Here is a 17473-nt window from a genome sequence, read left to right as displayed (position 1 = left end):
AGAGTCCACGAACAAAACGTTGGGCCAAACTATTAGAAAAGCGGGATGAGTTCATGAGCGTATCGGAAATAAACACGGTCGATATGGCCGAGGTGCTCACCTATGCCTATGAAATAGGCGACATGATTAATGCTTCCGTCGAAGTGGCGGATTATCTATATTGGAAGCAGGCAGTTGAGGGTGATCCCATGATTCAGGCTTTGATCAGAAAGCTTGATTCCAAGAAAGAGCTGTTTGAAGAGACTCAGCGGTTCGGTCACTTTCACCCGAATTACCATTCGGCCAAGGATGAAGTAGCCGCAGTGGAAGCGGAGCTTGAGGCTTACGAGCCTGTAGCCCGGTTTAAGCAGGCGGAGAAGAATCTGGACGATCTGCTGCATTCGATGTCGGAGAAGATTGCTTTTTCGGTTTCGGAAAGCATCAAGGTACCTGGCAACGACCCTCTTCCCAAGAAGGGGTGCGGCAGCGGCGGAGCTTGTTCGTGCGGATAATAGGCATAGACTAGAGATAGAGACGAAAGTGAGGCGAGGAGCTTAGGATGTTGGCTGAACGGACCGGTTTTATTATATGGGTCAGCGATGTGAAGGCAGCAAGAAATTTGGAGAAATACGGCAGCGTGCACTATATATCACGCCGCATGCATTATGTTGTCATGTACGTCAATGCTGACCGCGCCGAGGAAACAATGAAGAACATCCGGAGATTGTCCTACGTTCGTAAGATCGAGCGCTCCTTCCGGAATGAGATTAAGACGGAGTACAGCAGCAAAGGGCCGGATAAAGCGAAGTTTTACGGTCCTTAGCACATGATGTGCCTGATCGCGAATCTAATGTTAACGATAAGTTAGCGAAAAGAGCGTAAAGCGGCCCCCGCGGGGGCCGCTTTTTTTAAGATATTGGAAGGTATAAAATTGGAGCATGGGACTTCCTGATATCGTAAGGGGAATCCGCTTTTTTATAAAGTTTATTATGGTTTGATGACGATAGATTGGCATAAATCGGAATCTTGTTTGATAAAATAGTATAAGTAAGGTACAATTTACACTTTAATCAAGCCATCATTCCAGGCGACGTCAGCGCCTAACGCACAGGATACAACTAGAGATATTTCTAAATTTTCGGTGATTGTTCACAAGAAGCGAGGTTTCAATCTTGTGAATGCCAGTGGAATGATGTAATATGTTGGGTATATATACATAGATACAAAGACCCATTTGGTGGAGAGTGATATTCCATGCGCGACAAAGGGACTGAGCGGTGGAGCACCTATGAGCCGTTTTATATTACGTTAAATGATAAAAAGGTAGCCGACATCGTCATTACCAATCATGCGAAGAGCCGTTATACGGACCGGGTTCAGGGTAACGACACCTCCCATGAGGAAATCGGGACTTGGATGTGGGAGTGCCTGAAGCAGGACCGGATCGTGCCGTATTACCGCAACGAACAGGATGTCTATCTGATTGACGACGACCTGGTAGTTGTGGCGGAGTTTTCGGAGCTGGAGCATGAACGTGATTTGATTGGCAACCCGCTGCATCGGATGATTATTGTAACTTTTTTGGGACGTATGTCAGAAACCATTGAGCTTCGAGACCTGAAGTCGTATTACTCATGGCTTCGCCATTCACGTCGTATGACACTGATTAAGAATAGCCGGAAACGTAAATAAAGAAATAGAGTTATCATATGGCATGCGAGCGTAAGCGCGGATGTCTTTTTTGTATGCACCGCTCTGATCCGTTACAATGATAAAAACAAAGAGAGGCAGCGAGAGGGGAACCGATGCTATGAACTTTCATCAGCTCCATATTTTTTACACGGTAGCAGAGCGTGGGAGTTTTTCCGCTGCTGCCCAGGCGCTTCATATGAGCCAGCCCGCTGTGACGATGCAGGTACAATCGCTGGAGGAATATTTTGGGACAAAGCTCCTCATTCGTTCCACCAAGCGCATGGAATTGTCCGAGGCCGGGAGGACGCTGCTTCCTTTTGCCCGCAAGAGCCTGGAGCTGTCGCAGGAGACGGACGCAGCGATGGCGGCATTCTCGAATAAGCTTCAAGGAAGGCTCCAACTGGGGGCTAGCCTGACCATCGGAGAGTACGTGCTGCCCCGATTGCTGGGACCCTTCGGCCGGGAGTATCCCGATATATCCATCATGCTTAAAGTGATAAACACCACGCAGATTCTCGAGGAAATCGCGAGCCATCAATTGAATTTTGGACTGATTGAAGCACCTGTCGAGCATCCGGATATGGTCCTGGATTCGGTCATGGAGGATGAATTGAAACTGATCGTTCCTTCCGGTCATCCTTTAGCGGCAAGAGAAGATGCGATATATTTGGAGGATGTGCTGAAGTATCCGTTTGTGCTTCGCGAGAAGGGGTCTGGCACCCGGAAGGTGATGGAGGATGTGCTGCTTATGCGGGGGTACGATCCCGAAAGCATCCGGACGGTGATGGAGCTTGGGAGTACGGGAGCGGTGAAATCAGCGGTAGAGGAAGGGCTCGGCATTACGATGCTGTCGACCTCAACGGTCAAGCATGAAACCGCGCTCGGGTTAGTCAAAATGATTGATATTGCGGATGCCTCATTTAAGCGGAACTTTTATTCGATTCAGTTGCGGTCAGCACTGCTGCCGATGTCGGCGATGACGTTTTTGGCTTATTTAAAGGAAGAACGCCAGCGAAACCAGCGATAAATTACACCCGCGCATACAACGAAAGGGGATTGAATATCATGGATACATCGATGGATCGGACGGGCTGCGACCTCCATTCCCACACCCAGGCTTCGGACGGGATGAACACACCTTCGGAGAACGTGCAGCTTGCCTTCGAGCGGGGACTTGGGGCGCTAGCTATAACGGATCATGACACCGTAGCTGGTGTCGAGGAGGCGCTGCAAGCCGGAGAACGGCTGAACATGGTCGTGGTCCCTGGCGTAGAAATCAGCACCATGGCAGGCGGGACGGATATTCACGTCCTGGGCTATTACATCGATTACCGGGACCCCGTATTTCTGGAGCGGCTGGCAGAGCTCCGTCGCACGAGGGAGAAGCGTAATGAGAAGATCATGACCAAGCTGAGAGAACTTGGCATCGAGCTTACGATGGAGGAAGTGATTGCCGGCTTGGGACGGCCGCTGGAACCCGATGAGAGCATCGGCCGCCCGCATATTGCGGATGCGCTGGTTCTTAAGGGTCATGCCCTCGATCTAAGGGATGCTTTCGACCGTTATCTCGCACAGGACGCAGCTGCTTATGTGCCGCAGCCGCGGATTCATCCCAAGGAAGCCTGCGAATGGATACGGGAAGCCGGGGGCGTGCCGGTGCTTGCACATCCTGGACTCTACGGCGGTGACGCACTGGTGAGAGCGGTCATTGAAGAGGCTGCATTCAAGGGGATTGAAGTCTATCATTCGGACCATGGGGCGGCGGAGGAGAAACGCTACTTGGCCATGGCCGAGGAATACGGCTTGATTGTGACCGCCGGATCGGATTACCATGGTGAGAGGCAGGGCCAGGTATTCCATGGGGATATCGGAAGCCGCCAGGTATCTATCCAGGTGTTGGACCAGCTTCAACAGGAGCAGGCAAGGGGCTGAGAATCGACAATACTGTCCGTTTCCAGCGGATTAAGTTTGTGCGGCTCCGGCGGATTCGTATAGGAGAATCCTGGCATGACAATAAGAAAAAACGGGTACTCCGGCTGGTCATACGACCTTTCGAGGTACCCGTTTTTTGGTATTAAACTAATATATCGGTGTCTTCGTGCATCTTAATTGCGATTGTTTTTTACCGAATTGGGCATCGCCTTGATCCGCTGCTCGTCCGGCGTGACGAACAGCGTTTTCTGATTGTCATAAATGACAAATCCGGGCTTGGCTCCATTCGGCTTGCGTACATGGCGAATGAGTGTATAGTCGACGGGCACGCTGCTGGATTCTTTCGCCTGACTGTAATAAGCAGCCAGTTGTGCCGCTTCCTGCAGCGTTGCATCCCCGTACTCGCTGCTGCGGATGACCACGTGGGAGCCCGGGATATCCTTGGTGTGCAGCCATGTATCGTTTGAGGAAGCGAGACGGTTGGTAACGTACTCGTTTTGAAGGTTGTTTTTGCCTACATAAAGCTCGATGCCTTCGGATGAAGTATAGACATGCAGCGTCGGCTTATCGTTTTTCTTCTTTTTTTTCGCTTTACGATTGCGGTCTCTTAAGTATCCCTGCTGGATCAGCTCGTCCCGGATTTCATCGATGTCGCTCAAGGAAGCATGTGACAGCTGCTGCAGAAGATTCTCGATATAGTTAATCTCTTCGCGGGTTTTGATTAACTGTTCGTCGATGACCGCGAGGCTGTTCTTGTACTTGTTATATTTTTTGAAATAGCGCTGTGCATTGTCCGATGGAGTCAGGAGCGGATCCAGCGGGATGGTGACGGTCGCCTGCTCTTCATCATAGAAGTTAACCAGCTGGGCTTCACGGTCGCCCTTCTGAATCTGGTGGAGCGAGGCGAAGAGAAGCTCGCCAAAGATACGATACCGGTCGGCATCCCCAGCTTCTTCCAAGTCCTTATTCAGATTATCCAGCTTCTTGATGTTCTTCGTCCGTTCATTCTGCAGGAATCGGAGGAGGTCGCTTACCTTCTGCTTAACCGTATCCCGCTGCGCTTTGTCTCCGTAATAATCCTCCATGCATCGACTGACCGACTCGTAGGTTGTGGTTTTGTCCACCAGCAAGGTCAGCGGAATGACGGAGAACACGGATTTCCCCTTGGCATTGACGCCTGTAACGGGCGTATATTGATGGTTACGGACTTGTTCCATGATCTCATCAAAAACGCTCCATAGGCTGCCGCAATCTTTTTCCCCTTCAACCCCGCCAGCACTGCTTCCCCCTGCGCGATGGGCAATTTCCTGGGCCGCGAGCGGACTGAGGCCGCTAAACGCGCCGACCAACCATGGAACGGCCTGCTCCTCGTTCATCAGACAAGATTCCCGGAAGGCTTCCTGCAAGGTTTCGAGCGGATTCAGCTTGTGCTGCTCCGGCGGATTCGTATAGGAGAATCCCGGCATGACCACGCGATAGCTGCTGATGGCGGGTGTCACATGGTTGATGCCGTCCAAAATGGTGTCACTTGCGGGATCGAGTAGAATGATGTTGCTGTGTCTGCCCATCAGTTCGACGATGATTTTCTTGGAGGAGATATCCCCCAGTTCGTCGCGCTGCCGGATCGTAATATGAATAATTCGTTCCATGCCGACTTGCTGGATGTCCTCGATAATGCCGCTCTCGCAGTGCTTGCGCAAAATCATGCAAAACATAGGAGCTTCGGCCGGATTCAGAAAGGTTTCCTGCGTCAGATGCACCCTGGGATACGTGGGGTTAGCGGATAGCAGCAGCTTGGCGTTCCCCTGCTGGGTGCGTATATGAAACACGATGTCCCGATCGTTCGGTTGATATATTTTATTGATCCGTGCGCCCCGGCATGATTGAAGCTCATGCACGATCGCACGCGTGACAATGCCGTCTAATGCCATCCTTCATTCTCCTATCTGTCTGTTACCCTTCCTATCGTACTTCTCTATGATGCCATATTTCCCTCAAAAACTTAAGGCCCCTTCTGTGATAATTCAGGACCTGTCCGAATACATTTACGTAGAAAGGGTGGAAAAGCTGTCATCCGCCGGAGGAAAACAACCGGGAGGGAAAGGAAGCATGGAACAAAAGCAATGGCATCAGATGGATACGGATGAATTGCAGCAAGCGCTGCATATGCATCCGGAGCAGGGCCTCACGGAAGAGGAAACCGGGGAGAGACGAAAAAAAAGCGGCTATAATGAGCTCTCCGAGGGCGTTAAAATTTCTCCATTTGTTCTATTTCTGAATCAATTTAAGGATTTCATGACGTTGGTGCTCCTTGGAGCCACCCTGGTATCGGGTCTGCTGGGCGAGTATCTGGATGCCGTAACGATTGTGGCCATCATCCTGATCAACGGGATCCTTGGTTTCGTTCAGGAATTCAAGGCGGAACGATCGCTTCGGGCTTTGAAGCAGCTGTCCGCGCCCATGTCAAGGGTCGTTCGGGACGGTAAGGTGGTACAGGTTGCGGCCAGAGAACTCGTCCCTGGCGATGTCGTGCTCGTCGAGAGCGGAGACCGCATACCGGCCGATGTTCGCTGGCTTGAGATCAACAGCTGCAGCGTCGAGGAATCGGCCTTGACCGGCGAGTCCCTGCCGGTGAACAAACATGCCGATCCGATCCGCGATGCGGATGTTCCGCTGGGTGACCGGAAGAACATCGGGTTCATGGGCACGATGGTGGTCCGCGGTACGGCGAAGGGTGTTGTCATCCGAACCGGAATGGATACGGAGATGGGCAAAATCGCCGATTTGATCCAGAACACGGAATCCCAGGAGACGCCGCTGCAGCATCGACTGGAGCAGCTGGGCAAAATCCTGATCGCCGTTTCACTGGGGCTTACGATTCTGGTCGTCGTCGCAGGCATTCTGCATGGACAGCCTGCCGCAGGGATGTTCCTTGCAGGAGTCAGCCTTGCGGTTGCGGCCATCCCGGAAGGGCTTCCGGCCATCGTCACGATTGCGCTCGCCCTCGGCGTGCAGCGCATGATTAAGCGCAAAGCGATTGTACGCAAGCTGCCATCCGTGGAAACGCTGGGCTGTGCATCCGTAATCTGTTCGGACAAAACCGGGACGCTCACGCAGAATAAAATGACCGTAACCCAAGTTTGGCTGGGAGGACGCTCATTGGAAGTGACCGGGCACGGTTATGACCCAACCGGTCAGATCCTTCATAGAGGCCAACCGGTCGAGCTGCGGTCCGACCAAGGACTGCGCAGATTACTGCAAATCAGCGGTCTGTGCAACAATGCCGAAATCTATGAGAACGTGCAGGAAGAAACGCGGAACAAGCGCAAGAGCAAGGAAGAACCGACAGCTGCTGCCTGGGAATTAAAAGGGGACCCGACCGAAGGAGCGCTGTTGACGCTATCGTCCAAAATGGGATTGACAAAGGGAAGCCTGAACTCCATCTACCAGCGAGACAAAGAGTTTCCGTTTGATTCGGAGCGAAAGCTGATGTCCGTCATTGTCAGCCATCAAGGCGGACGCTTGCTCTGCACGAAAGGCGCGCCGGATGTCCTGCTGGATGCATGCACTTATATCATGTGGGAAGGAAACATTGTTCCGCTTACCGCTACACTCCGTCAGAAGGTGCTTGCCGCCAATGAAGGCATGGCTTCCGATGCGCTGCGCGTGCTTGGTTTGGCTTATCGGGATTTGCGTTCCTATGACAAGCCGGAAACGGAGAAAGAGGCCGAGAGCCAGCTTATCTTTGTGGGACTTACCGGGATGATCGATCCGCCGCGCCGTGAAGTGCGCGATGCGATTGCGAAATGCCGCCGCGCGGGCATCAAGACCGTCATGATCACGGGCGACCACCGGACGACGGCGGAAGCGATCGCCGCCCAGCTCGGCATCCTGCCAAGGAACGGCCAGTCGTTATCGGGCCAGGAGTTATCCCGGTTGGATGACAAAGAGCTGGACGCGAGGGTGGATCAGACCTTTGTTTACGCCCGCGTATCCCCTGAGCATAAGCTCCGCATCGTAAAGTCGCTGCAACGTAAGGGGCATGTGGTTGCCATGACGGGGGACGGCGTGAACGATGCTCCGGCCATCAAAGCGGCGGATATCGGAATTTCCATGGGGATTACCGGTACAGACGTAACGAAGGAAGCGTCCTCGCTGGTGCTCAGCGATGATAATTTCTCCACGATTGTTTCAGCGATTGAGGAGGGGCGCAGCATCTATGAAAATATTCGCAAATTTATCCGCTATTTGCTGGCTTCCAATGTCGGCGAAATTCTGACGATGTTTTTCGCGATGATGATGGGTCTGCCGCTTCCGCTCGTTCCGATCCAGATTCTGTGGGTCAACCTCGTGACCGACGGACTGCCGGCTATGGCGCTTGGGGTGGATCAGCCGGAGAAGGATCTGATGGAGCACAAGCCGCGCGGAGCCAAGGAAAATATTTTTGCCAGACGACTTGGTTGGAAAATCATCAGCCGCGGCATATTGATCGGCCTGTGTACACTGGGCGCATTTTGGATTACGCTGCGCATCGCGCCGAATGATCCGGGCCAGTTGGCCAAGGCACAGTCCGTTGCTTTTGCGACGCTCGTCATGGCGCAGTTGATCCATGTGTTTGACTGCCGCAGCTCGCGTTCGATTTTCCACCGCAATCCGCTGCAGAACAAAGCCTTGGTTCTGGCTGTGCTGTCCTCGGTATTGCTCATGCTCGGCGTTATGTACATCGAGGCGTTTCAGCCGATCTTCAAGACGGTTCCACTTGGCTTGAAAGAGTGGGCATTGACACTCGTGGCCGCCGGCATTCCTACCTTCCTGATGGGGGCGGGAAGCGTGTGGGGAGGCAGACGGAACCGCAAACATAACCGCCGCAGCATGATGACGAAGAGTGCAAATATTTCGGCGTAAAATGAATGGTTAGCCCATCCCTTCTGCGATAAGCTATGCACAATCGTAGCAATTGCAGAGGAGATGGGTTTTATGATGGAATTTACGAAAATGCACGGGCTTGGCAACGACTTCGTTGTCGTATACGGTGAACAGGAACTTCCTTCCGATGCTTCCGAACGGGCTGTGAAGCTGTGCCATCGCTTTTTCGGCATCGGTGCAGACGGACTTGTATATATTTTGCCTTCCACGAAGGCAGACTTTATGATGCGGATCATGAACTCAGACGGTTCCGAAGCGGAACAGTGCGGTAATGCCATCCGTTGTGTCGCGAAGTATGTATATGATCACGGCCATATTGACCGAAAGGAGATTACCATTGAAACCATCGGTGCCGGGGTACAGCAAGTACGCCTAACGGTGCAGGATGGTCAAGTGAGCAGCGTTCGGGTAGATATGGGTGAACCGGTCCTGAATGGACTGAGCGTGCCCACGACGATCGATCTCCATCCGGTGGTGAATCATCCCATTGAAGTGGACGGCCAGGAGTTCCGCTTCACCGCGGTGTCCATGGGCAATCCGCACTGCGTCATTTATGTGGACGATGCCGCTAACTTCGATCTCGGTGTATGGGGACCGAAGCTTGAGGTGCATCCGCTGTTTCCAAGAAAGATTAACGTGGAGTTTGCGACGGTGAATTCACGGGGCCAAGTGGACATGCGGGTATGGGAGCGTGGTGCAGGACCGACCTTGGCCTGCGGCACCGGCGCCTGCGCAACATTGGTATCCTCGGTGTTGAACAGTTTGACAGACCGCAGCGCGACGATCTCTCTTAAAGGCGGGGACTTGTTTATCGAGTGGGATGAGTCCGACAATCATGTGTACATGACAGGTCCGGCCGAGGTCGTGTACGTAGGCACGCTTGCCTTGTAAAGCATTCGCCAGCCGTTACAAACCTGCCCGCAAAAGTGAAAAAACAGTATGATCTAAAGTTTGTCCATTAGGGGTGGACACGTTAGGGAGGCCTTCTGAAGGCCTCCCTTTTGTCTCTTTATCTTTTGAGAGGTTTTATGATACATTAGTTGAAAATAAACGTCGGGTGGAGGAGAAACGCGATGAAACCGAATCTTCGGCAGGCATGGGAGAATCAGGTACTGGTCGGTGACGGCGCGATGGGTACTTATTTATATCAAAAAGGATTTCCTGTAGGCATATCATATGAAGAACTGAATTTAACCTCCCCGGAGGTCATCGGGAACGTTCATCGCCAGTATGTTGAGGCTGGTGCCCAAGTCATTGAGACGAACACGTTCTCTGCCAATTACGACAAACTGTCCAAATACGGTTTGGAGGCGAAGGTAGGAGAGATTAACCGCGCAGGCGTGAGAATTGCGCGTGAAGCTGCCGGCGATCACGGATATGTAGTGGGTGCGGTAGGCTCTATTCGTGCAGGCAAAAGAAGCAACATTTCCACGAGCGAGCTCAAGCGTTACTTCGAAGAGCAGCTGTCGGTACTTATATCGGAAGGCGTAGACGGCATTCTGCTCGAAACGTTTTATGACGTGGACGAAATGCAATTGGCTTTGGCGCAGGCTCGGATGCTAAGCGACCTGCCGGTAATCTGCCAGTTTGCGGTAGAGGATATTGCCCGCACGCTGGACGGCTTCACGATGCCGGATGCTTACCGCATCCTGAGTCAAGAAGGCGCGGACGTGATCGGCTTTAACTGCCGGACGGGTCCAAACGGCATCATGCGCGCGCTGGAAACCCTGAATGGCATCATGAATCTTCCGGCTTCGGTCTATCCTAATGCGGGGATCGCCGATTATGTGGATGGGGAATACCGGTATGGTGCGAGTCCCGAGTATTTCGGCAAGACGGCCTTGGAGTTTGCGAAACGCGGTGCCCGGATTGTCGGCGGCTGCTGCGGAACGACACCGGAGCATATCGCGGAAATATCATCGGCGTTGTCCGATTACGTACCTTCGCCGCTTCCTGCCGTCGATGAGGCTGAAGTCAACCGGATCGTGATTCACGAGACAGCCCAAGAGCAATTTTACGAGCGCATCGGGGAGCCGACGATTGTCGATATCGTGAAGGAACGTCATACCGTTATCGTCGAGCTGGACCCTCCAAGGGATCTGGATATCACCAAGTTCATGAAGGGTGCGGAAGCTTTGAAAAAAGCGGGAGCCGATGCGCTGACCCTTGCAGATAACTCGCTGGCCGTAACCCGTATGAGCAACATGGCGCTGGGCCATCTAGTACAAGCACGCACGGGACTGCGGCCGTTGATCCACATCGCTTGCCGTGACCGAAACCTGATCGGCACGCAGTCGCACATGATGGGTTTTGATGCGCTTGGCATCGACCATGTACTTGCGGTGACGGGTGATCCGGCACGCTTCGGGGATTTGCCGGATTCCAGCTCGGTGTACGACATGACCTCATTTGAAATCATCCGCATGATCAAACAGCTGAACGACGGCATTGCTTTTTCCGGAAAGCCGCTCAAGCAGAAGGCCAAATTCGTTGTCGGCGCAGCGTTCAATCCCAATGTAAGGCATCTGGACAAAGCGGTTGCCCGCTTGGAGAAGAAGATTGCGTCGGGTGCGGATTATGTGATGACACAGCCTGTGTACGATCCCGAGTTAATGGTTAGGCTGAGGGAAGCTACGGCACATCTGGATATTCCGATCTTTATCGGCATTATGCCGCTGGCAAGCGGACGGAACGCGGAATACCTGCATAATGAGGTGCCAGGCATTCAACTGTCGGACGAAGTCCGCAGCCGCATGGCCGGGCTTGAAGGCGAAGCGGGCCGGGCGATGGGTGTCAAGATCGGCAAGGAGCTGCTGGATGTTGCAACAGAGCATTTTAACGGCATATACTTGATGACGCCGTTTATGTTCTATGAAATGAGCGTACAATTAATGGAGTATGTCTGGGAGAAATCGGGCCGCCGATTGACCCCCTTGTTTCATTAATAATTATCAATTACAATAGTGTAATGGATGTGATTCCGATGTCATTGAGCATGACCGGATATGGGCAATCCGTTGTCGATTTTCAAGGTTACAGTATCTCTTTCGAAGTGAAGTCAGTCAATCATCGATATTGTGAAATCGTCTTTCGTATGCCCCGTGAGTGGGCGTGCTTCGAGGATTCACTTCGACGGGCGGTACAGAGCCGAATTGGACGCGGGCGGATTGATGTTTATATTAACAAGGAAAACAACGGCGAGTCCCAGGGTGCCGTGCTGAACCACGCCATGGTTCAGGCGTATTTACAGGCAGCCGAGGATTTGAAGTCATATGGAATCAAGGGAGATCTGGCGGTGCGGGATATTTTGTCGCTGCCAGATGTTCTTGTTAGTCCGAGCGGACTTCCCCTGGATGAAGCGCAGCAGAAGTTATGGAATGATGCGCTTCTTCAAGGTCTTGAACAAGCGCTGGAGGGTCTGATTCAGATGCGCAGCAGGGAAGGTTCTTTTCTCGTGAAGGATATCGGGCAGAGGCTTGACCGATTGCAGCTGCTTCACCGAGAGATGACCGAGCTTGCTCCTGAAGTTCCGGAAGAGTACCGGAAGCGTCTGCGGCAGCGCATAGAATCTCTTGATGACGGGTCGCTTGCTGTTGATGAACATATATTCGGAATGGAAGTTGCCCTGTTTGCTGAACGTTCCAATGTGGACGAGGAGTTGATTCGACTTCACAGTCATTTGGAACAATGCAGAGAGCTGCTTCATCAGAAAAGCCCTGTAGGCCGTAAACTGGATTTTCTGATTCAAGAAATGAACAGAGAAGTCAATACGATTGGATCGAAAGCCAATCATCTGACTCTGGTAAACCGTGTTGTCGAAATGAAAGCGGAACTGGAGAAGATTCGTGAACAAGCCGCTAATGTGGAATGACCGCAGCTTCATCGGCAAGTAAGAGTCAAATGTATAGGGGGAGCAACCGCACTATGGCAATCAAACTTATTAATATTGGCTTCGGAAACATCGTATCGGCCAATCGGATCATCTCAATCGTGAGTCCTGAATCGGCTCCGATCAAGAGGATCATTCAAGAAGCACGGGACCGTCATATGCTGATTGATGCTACATATGGCCGAAGGACACGGGCTGTTATCATTACGGATAGTGACCACGTGATTTTATCGGCTGTGCAGCCAGAAACGGTGGCTCACCGTCTGTCCAGCAAAGATGACGACAACGACGAATAAGATGAGGAGTACTATGTCTAGAGGATTATTGATTGTATTGTCCGGTCCTTCCGGGGTGGGAAAGGGAACCGTCTGTACGGCACTTCGCAGCCGGGTTCCGGAGCTGGTGTATTCGGTGTCGGCTACGACACGTTCGCCGCGGCTCGGTGAGGTACATGGTGTGAACTATTTTTTCAATAGTCGGGAACAATTCATGGATATGATTGAGAACGACCAGCTTCTCGAATATGCGGAATACGTCGGGAACTATTATGGAACCCCGCGTGATTTTGTGGAAGAAACTTTAGCCTCCGGCAAGGATATTATACTGGAGATCGAAGTGCAAGGTGCACTGAAGGTCAAGGAGAAGTTTCAGGAAGGTATCTTTGTGTTTCTGATGCCGCCGTCGCTGGATGAACTGAAAGATCGGATCCAGGGCCGGGGAACAGAGAGTCAAGCTACCATCGACCACCGTATGTCCGTAGCGGTTGACGAAATCAATTTACTGCAGCATTATGATTATGCGGTAGTGAACGATGAAATTGATCTCGCTTGTGAGAGAATACAATCTATCATTATTGCCGAACATTGTAAGGTGAGAAAGTAACCTGTCTTTTCATAGACGGCGTTAACTTTCAAGTAAAAGAAGAAGAGGTGCTTCGACCGTGTTATATCCATCCATTGATGAAATGATGAATAAAGTAGACAGTAAATATTCTCTTGTGGTTGCGGCTTCCCGCCGTGCACGCCAATTGCGTGAAGGCGGAGTCAGCGAGTTGAAGAATCCGAAATCCCATAAGTTTGTCGGTGTCGCTCTGGAAGAAATCTATGGCGATTACGTGAAAATCGAGCGGGGACAGGACTAAGACCTTTTTTCAATATTTGAATATCATGCGTTAGCGCGCGAAAATGTGACAACCGAAAGGTTGTTATTTTTTTGAGAAGATATGAGAATGTAGCCTTTACACTATGGAAAGCGGGGGATTGTCATGTTGAACGGAAAAGTCATTGTGCTTGGCGTTACAGGTGGCATTGCCGCGTATAAAGCAGCGACTTTATGCAGCAGGCTTGTCCAGAGGGGAGCGGATGTGCATGTCATTATGACGGAATCCGCAAAGCAGTTCATTCCGGAATTGACGCTTCAAACGCTGACTAAAAACCCGGTTTATAGCGATACCTTTGATGAACGGGACCCATCGGTCGTCTCGCATATCCATTTGGCTGATCTGGCTGATCTGGTATTGATCGCTCCGGCCACAGCCAATGTCATCGGCAAGATGGCCCATGGCCTGGCGGATGACATGCTGACCACAACGCTGCTCGCGACCACGGCTCCTGTCATGATCTCGCCGGCAATGAATGTGCATATGTACACACACCCGGCCGTCATGGCGAATATGGAGACGCTGGTCTCCCGCGGGGTATCCATGATCGAACCCGGAGAAGGGCTTCTGGCTTGCGGATATGTCGGAAAGGGACGGATGGAAGAGCCCGATACGATTGTTGACGTGGTTGAACGGTTTTTCCGAGGTCGTGCCGCACAACCTGTGGCGTTGAATGAGGAAATGGCGAGCAGCTCCACAGGCATATTGCATGGTAAAAAGGTAGTTGTCACGGCCGGCGGCACGATCGAACGCATTGATCCGGTCCGGTATATAACGAATGATTCTTCCGGGAAAATGGGGTTTGCGATCGCAAAAGCGGCCAAGCAGCTGGGGGCGGATGTTCACCTCATTGCCGCTCATACCGATGAAGCTCCGCCAGAGGGAATCAAGACGGAAAAGGTGGAATCGGCTCAAGATATGTACGAAGCGGTGCAACGCGTGTTCGATCATAGCGACATCGTGGTCAAGGCAGCAGCGGTTGCCGATTATCGCCCTGCTGAGGTAGCGACATCAAAGATCAAAAAGCGCGGGGAGACAATGACGCTGGATCTTGTCAAGACAACCGACATTCTGGAGAGCCTGGGACGCCAAAAAACCACCCAGTTCTTAATCGGATTTGCCGCTGAGACCGATACGGTGGAGCAGTTTGCCAGAGAAAAGCTGAAACGCAAAAATTGCGATCTGATCGTTGCTAACGATGTTACACAGGAAGGAGCAGGCTTCCGCACGGATACGAACAGCGTCCATATCTTTGATGCAGAAGGGCTGGTCCTGCAGCTTCCCGTGATGTCCAAGGAGGAAGTGGCCCAGAGGCTGCTAACGCTGGCGGCTGATCGGTTGTCCGGGAGGTCATCCTGATGGAAATGGCACGCGTGATTGTGGACGTGCCGTCCAAGGATACGGACCGGCCTTTTGATTATTTGATTCCTGAGGAACTTCGGCCCTGGGTCGAGGTAGGCAGCCGGGTCGGCGTGCCGTTCGGGCACCGTACGCTTCAGGGGTTCGTGGTCTCTCTGCATCCCCGGCCCGAGATGGATACGGCCAAAATGAAGCCGATTCAGGAAGTGCTCGATGTGATGCCGCCGCTTTCGCCCGAACTGATTGAGCTTGGAGAATGGATGAAGGAGCGTTATGCATGCCGCTATATATCGGTTCTGCAGTCGATGCTGCCAACGGCGCTGAAAGGGAAGGCTGAGCGGTACATTTCCATTGGCGATTCAGACACGTCCCTGACGGATGAAACCGACGGATTATTTGCGCTCCTGCCCGAAAGTGAGTCGGAGCAGGAGATCATCCGCTTTGTCAGTCAAAGAGGCGAGGTTTCGCTCCAGCAGTTAACGCGGGCATTTCCGGATGGGGCTGCTACCATCAAAGCATTGATCGGCCGAGGACGGCTGAGTGAATATCAGCAAATCAAGGACAAACTGCAGAAAAAGACGGTGAAGGCGGTAGAGCTTGCCGTAGCGAGCGAGGAAGCGCATCTAGCGCTTGCTTCATTTCCGGCCAAGGCCCAGCGCCAGAAGGAAGTGCTCCAGTATATATTGGAAATGGAAGCATTTCTGCCGATATCGCAGAAGGATCTGCTGCAGACGCTGGGCGTCACCGCAGGCACCGTGAAGGCGCTGGCGGACAAAGGGCTGATTACCCTTGAGGATATCGAAGTGTTCCGCGACCCCTATCGGGGGCGGCATTTTACGCCTAGCACCCCCTTGGCGCTCACACACGAGCAGCAAGCAGTGTACCGCAGCATCGTGCACAAGCTGGATGAACGCAAACATGGCGTGTTTCTTCTCCACGGGGTAACAGGCAGCGGCAAGACCGAAATCTACCTGCAGACGATTCAGCGATGCCTCGAACAGGAGCGTCAGGCGATTGTGCTGGTGCCTGAGATATCGCTGACACCCCAAATGGTGGAACGGTTCAAAGCCCGTTTTGGCGACCGCGTGGCTGTCATGCACAGCCGGCTTTCAGATGGGGAGCGCTATGATGAATGGCGGAAAATAAGGGAAGGTCGGGCGTCCGTTGTCGTGGGCGCACGATCGGCAGTATTTGCGCCGTTTGACCGTCTGGGCTTGATCATTATGGATGAAGAACATGAAGGTTCATATAAGCAGGAAGAGACGCCGAAGTACCATGCCAGGGATGTTGCGATTCACCGTGCCCAGCTGACCGGTGCAGCCGTCATTCTGGGTTCGGCAACGCCTTCGCTGGAGAGTTACCATGCGGCGAGATCGCAAGCTCAAGATGATTTTGCGCCCCATCTGCTGGAGATGCCGAGCCGTGCGCTGGGCAACAAGCTGCCTGAGGTCCAGGTTGTGGATATGCGAGAGGAGCTGCGAGAAGGAAATCGCTCGATGTTTAGCCGCTCCCTGCATGCCGCGATTTCGGCCAGGCTGGAACGCAGGGAACAGACGGTGCTGCTGCTGAATCGGCGGGGCTACTCCACGTTTGTCATGTGCCGGAGCTGCGGATATGTGGCAGGCTGTCCCGAATGCGATATTTCGCTGACATACCATCAGAAATCGAATAATTTGCGCTGTCACTATTGCGGTTATGCCGCACAGGCGCCGGAGGTTTGCCCGGATTGCGGAAGTGAACATATCCGCTATTTCGGTACGGGAACGCAACGTGTCGAGGAAGAATTGGCCAAGCTGTTTCCCGGCATTCGCGTCATTCGGATGGATGTTGATACCACGACCGAGAAGGGCTCCCATGAGAAGTTGCTGAAGCAGTTTCGGGATAAAAAAGGGGACGTGCTGCTAGGCACCCAGATGGTTGCCAAAGGCCTGGATTTCCCCGATGTCACCTTGGTCGGTGTCATTACAGCCGATTCGGCGCTGAACCTGCCCGATTTCCGGGCGGCTGAGAAGACGTTTCAACTGCTCACACAGGTTGCCGGAAGAGCAGGGCGCCATCATCTGCCGGGTGAAGTGGTTATCCAATCCTATACGCCCGAGCATTATTCGATTATCCATGCAAGCAGCCATGATTATTTATCCTTTGTCAAGGACGAGCTGAAGCACCGCAAAGCGCTCCATTACCCGCCGTATTGCAGGCTGATCCTGGTGACGCTGTCGCATGAACAGCTGCCGCTGCTGGTAAGAATGGCGGAGAATTTTGCCGCGACGATCAAAAGCGAATCCGACCGCCGGGGATGGTTTGGAAGCCTGGACCGATTCGATGCGAGCGCGCTCGATATATTGGGTCCGGTAGCCTCTCCCATTCCGCGGTTGAAAAATAGATACAGATTTCAATGTATGATAAAATGGCGGGGAACGATGGATGCTGTCTCGCTGGTGCGTTCGGTTGCCGAGAAGCTTCAAGATTCGGCGCGGGACAACAAGCTCCAGATCAGTATTGACGTAGATCCGCAAATGTTAATGTAATACAGCATA

The 17473-nt window shown here is 52.6% G+C and carries 15 protein-coding genes; 14 read left to right on the top strand and 1 reads right to left on the bottom strand.

Translation table 11 applies throughout. The features are described from left to right. The first annotated feature begins 53 nt into the window (after window positions 1-53). The 5 genes from ABEW73_RS12750 to ABEW73_RS12730 all read left to right on the top strand — a co-directional run bounded on the left by ABEW73_RS12750 (window position 54) and on the right by ABEW73_RS12730 (window position 3603). Window positions 54-491: a YlbF family regulator gene (locus ABEW73_RS12750; protein WP_430170933.1), complete on the top strand. Its 438-nt coding sequence runs from the start codon at window positions 54-56 to the stop codon at window positions 489-491. Between the two features lie 47 nt (window positions 492-538). Next, the gene (locus tag ABEW73_RS12745; protein ID WP_076320721.1) at window positions 539-802 is read left to right on the top strand and encodes a YlbG family protein; all 264 of its coding nucleotides are present in this window, start codon (window positions 539-541) and stop codon (window positions 800-802) included. 431 nt (window positions 803-1233) lie between these two features. Further along, a complete protein-coding gene (locus ABEW73_RS12740; RefSeq protein WP_071223691.1) occupies window positions 1234-1671 on the top strand; it encodes a hypothetical protein in 438 nt (145 codons plus the stop codon). A gap of 118 nt (window positions 1672-1789) precedes the next feature. Next, the gene (locus ABEW73_RS12735) at window positions 1790-2698 is read left to right on the top strand and encodes a selenium metabolism-associated LysR family transcriptional regulator (protein WP_430170931.1); all 909 of its coding nucleotides are present in this window, start codon (window positions 1790-1792) and stop codon (window positions 2696-2698) included. A 38-nt stretch (window positions 2699-2736) separates the two neighbouring features. Next, window positions 2737-3603: a PHP domain-containing protein gene (locus ABEW73_RS12730; RefSeq protein WP_430170929.1), complete on the top strand. Its 867-nt coding sequence runs from the start codon at window positions 2737-2739 to the stop codon at window positions 3601-3603. A gap of 173 nt (window positions 3604-3776) precedes the next feature. On the opposite strand, the gene ABEW73_RS12725 is transcribed toward ABEW73_RS12730, so the two are convergent. Then, the gene (locus ABEW73_RS12725) at window positions 3777-5534 is read right to left on the bottom strand and encodes an Rqc2 family fibronectin-binding protein (RefSeq protein ID WP_430170927.1); all 1758 of its coding nucleotides are present in this window, start codon (window positions 5532-5534) and stop codon (window positions 3777-3779) included. Between the two features lie 178 nt (window positions 5535-5712). Here ABEW73_RS12725 and ABEW73_RS12720 point away from each other — a divergent pair, with 178 nt between their 5' ends. The 9 genes from ABEW73_RS12720 to priA all read left to right on the top strand — a co-directional run bounded on the left by ABEW73_RS12720 (window position 5713) and on the right by priA (window position 17464). Further along, on the top strand, window positions 5713-8508 hold the full coding sequence (locus tag ABEW73_RS12720; RefSeq protein ID WP_430170925.1) for a calcium-translocating P-type ATPase, SERCA-type: 2796 nt from the start codon (window positions 5713-5715) through the stop codon (window positions 8506-8508). 75 nt (window positions 8509-8583) lie between these two features. Beyond that, window positions 8584-9420 carry a diaminopimelate epimerase gene (dapF, locus tag ABEW73_RS12715; protein WP_430171260.1) on the top strand — a complete coding sequence of 279 codons (837 nt, stop codon included), beginning with the start codon at window positions 8584-8586 and terminating at the stop codon, window positions 9418-9420. Window positions 9421-9602: 182 nt separating this feature from the next. Beyond that, window positions 9603-11474, top strand: a complete 1872-nt coding sequence (locus tag ABEW73_RS12710) for a bifunctional homocysteine S-methyltransferase/methylenetetrahydrofolate reductase (protein ID WP_430170923.1) — start codon at window positions 9603-9605, stop codon at window positions 11472-11474. A 38-nt stretch (window positions 11475-11512) separates the two neighbouring features. After that, window positions 11513-12400, top strand: coding sequence for a YicC/YloC family endoribonuclease (locus tag ABEW73_RS12705; RefSeq protein ID WP_430170921.1), 888 nt, complete (start codon window positions 11513-11515; stop codon window positions 12398-12400). A 53-nt stretch (window positions 12401-12453) separates the two neighbouring features. Further along, the gene (gene remA, locus ABEW73_RS12700) at window positions 12454-12714 is read left to right on the top strand and encodes an extracellular matrix/biofilm regulator RemA (RefSeq protein WP_006209218.1); all 261 of its coding nucleotides are present in this window, start codon (window positions 12454-12456) and stop codon (window positions 12712-12714) included. A gap of 13 nt (window positions 12715-12727) precedes the next feature. Beyond that, complete coding sequence (gene gmk / locus ABEW73_RS12695) at window positions 12728-13300, top strand: guanylate kinase (protein WP_430170919.1); 573 nt, start codon at window positions 12728-12730, stop codon at window positions 13298-13300. A 58-nt stretch (window positions 13301-13358) separates the two neighbouring features. Next, on the top strand, window positions 13359-13559 hold the full coding sequence (gene rpoZ / locus ABEW73_RS12690) for a DNA-directed RNA polymerase subunit omega (protein ID WP_076320729.1): 201 nt from the start codon (window positions 13359-13361) through the stop codon (window positions 13557-13559). A 123-nt stretch (window positions 13560-13682) separates the two neighbouring features. Further along, window positions 13683-14936, top strand: a complete 1254-nt coding sequence (coaBC, locus tag ABEW73_RS12685) for a bifunctional phosphopantothenoylcysteine decarboxylase/phosphopantothenate--cysteine ligase CoaBC (RefSeq protein ID WP_430170917.1) — start codon at window positions 13683-13685, stop codon at window positions 14934-14936. Then, the gene (priA, locus tag ABEW73_RS12680) at window positions 14936-17464 is read left to right on the top strand and encodes a primosomal protein N' (protein ID WP_430170915.1); all 2529 of its coding nucleotides are present in this window, start codon (window positions 14936-14938) and stop codon (window positions 17462-17464) included. Before coaBC ends, priA begins: the two co-directional genes overlap by 1 nt. Window positions 17465-17473: the final 9 nt, after the last annotated feature.

Origin of the sequence: Paenibacillus lautus (assembly GCF_050482385.1) — a bacterium.
Taxonomy (GTDB): Bacteria; Bacillota; Bacilli; order Paenibacillales; family Paenibacillaceae; genus Paenibacillus_AQ; species Paenibacillus_AQ lautus_B.
The sequence above is the reverse complement of the archived record's forward strand: the minus strand, read 5'-3'. Positions and strand labels throughout refer to the sequence as shown.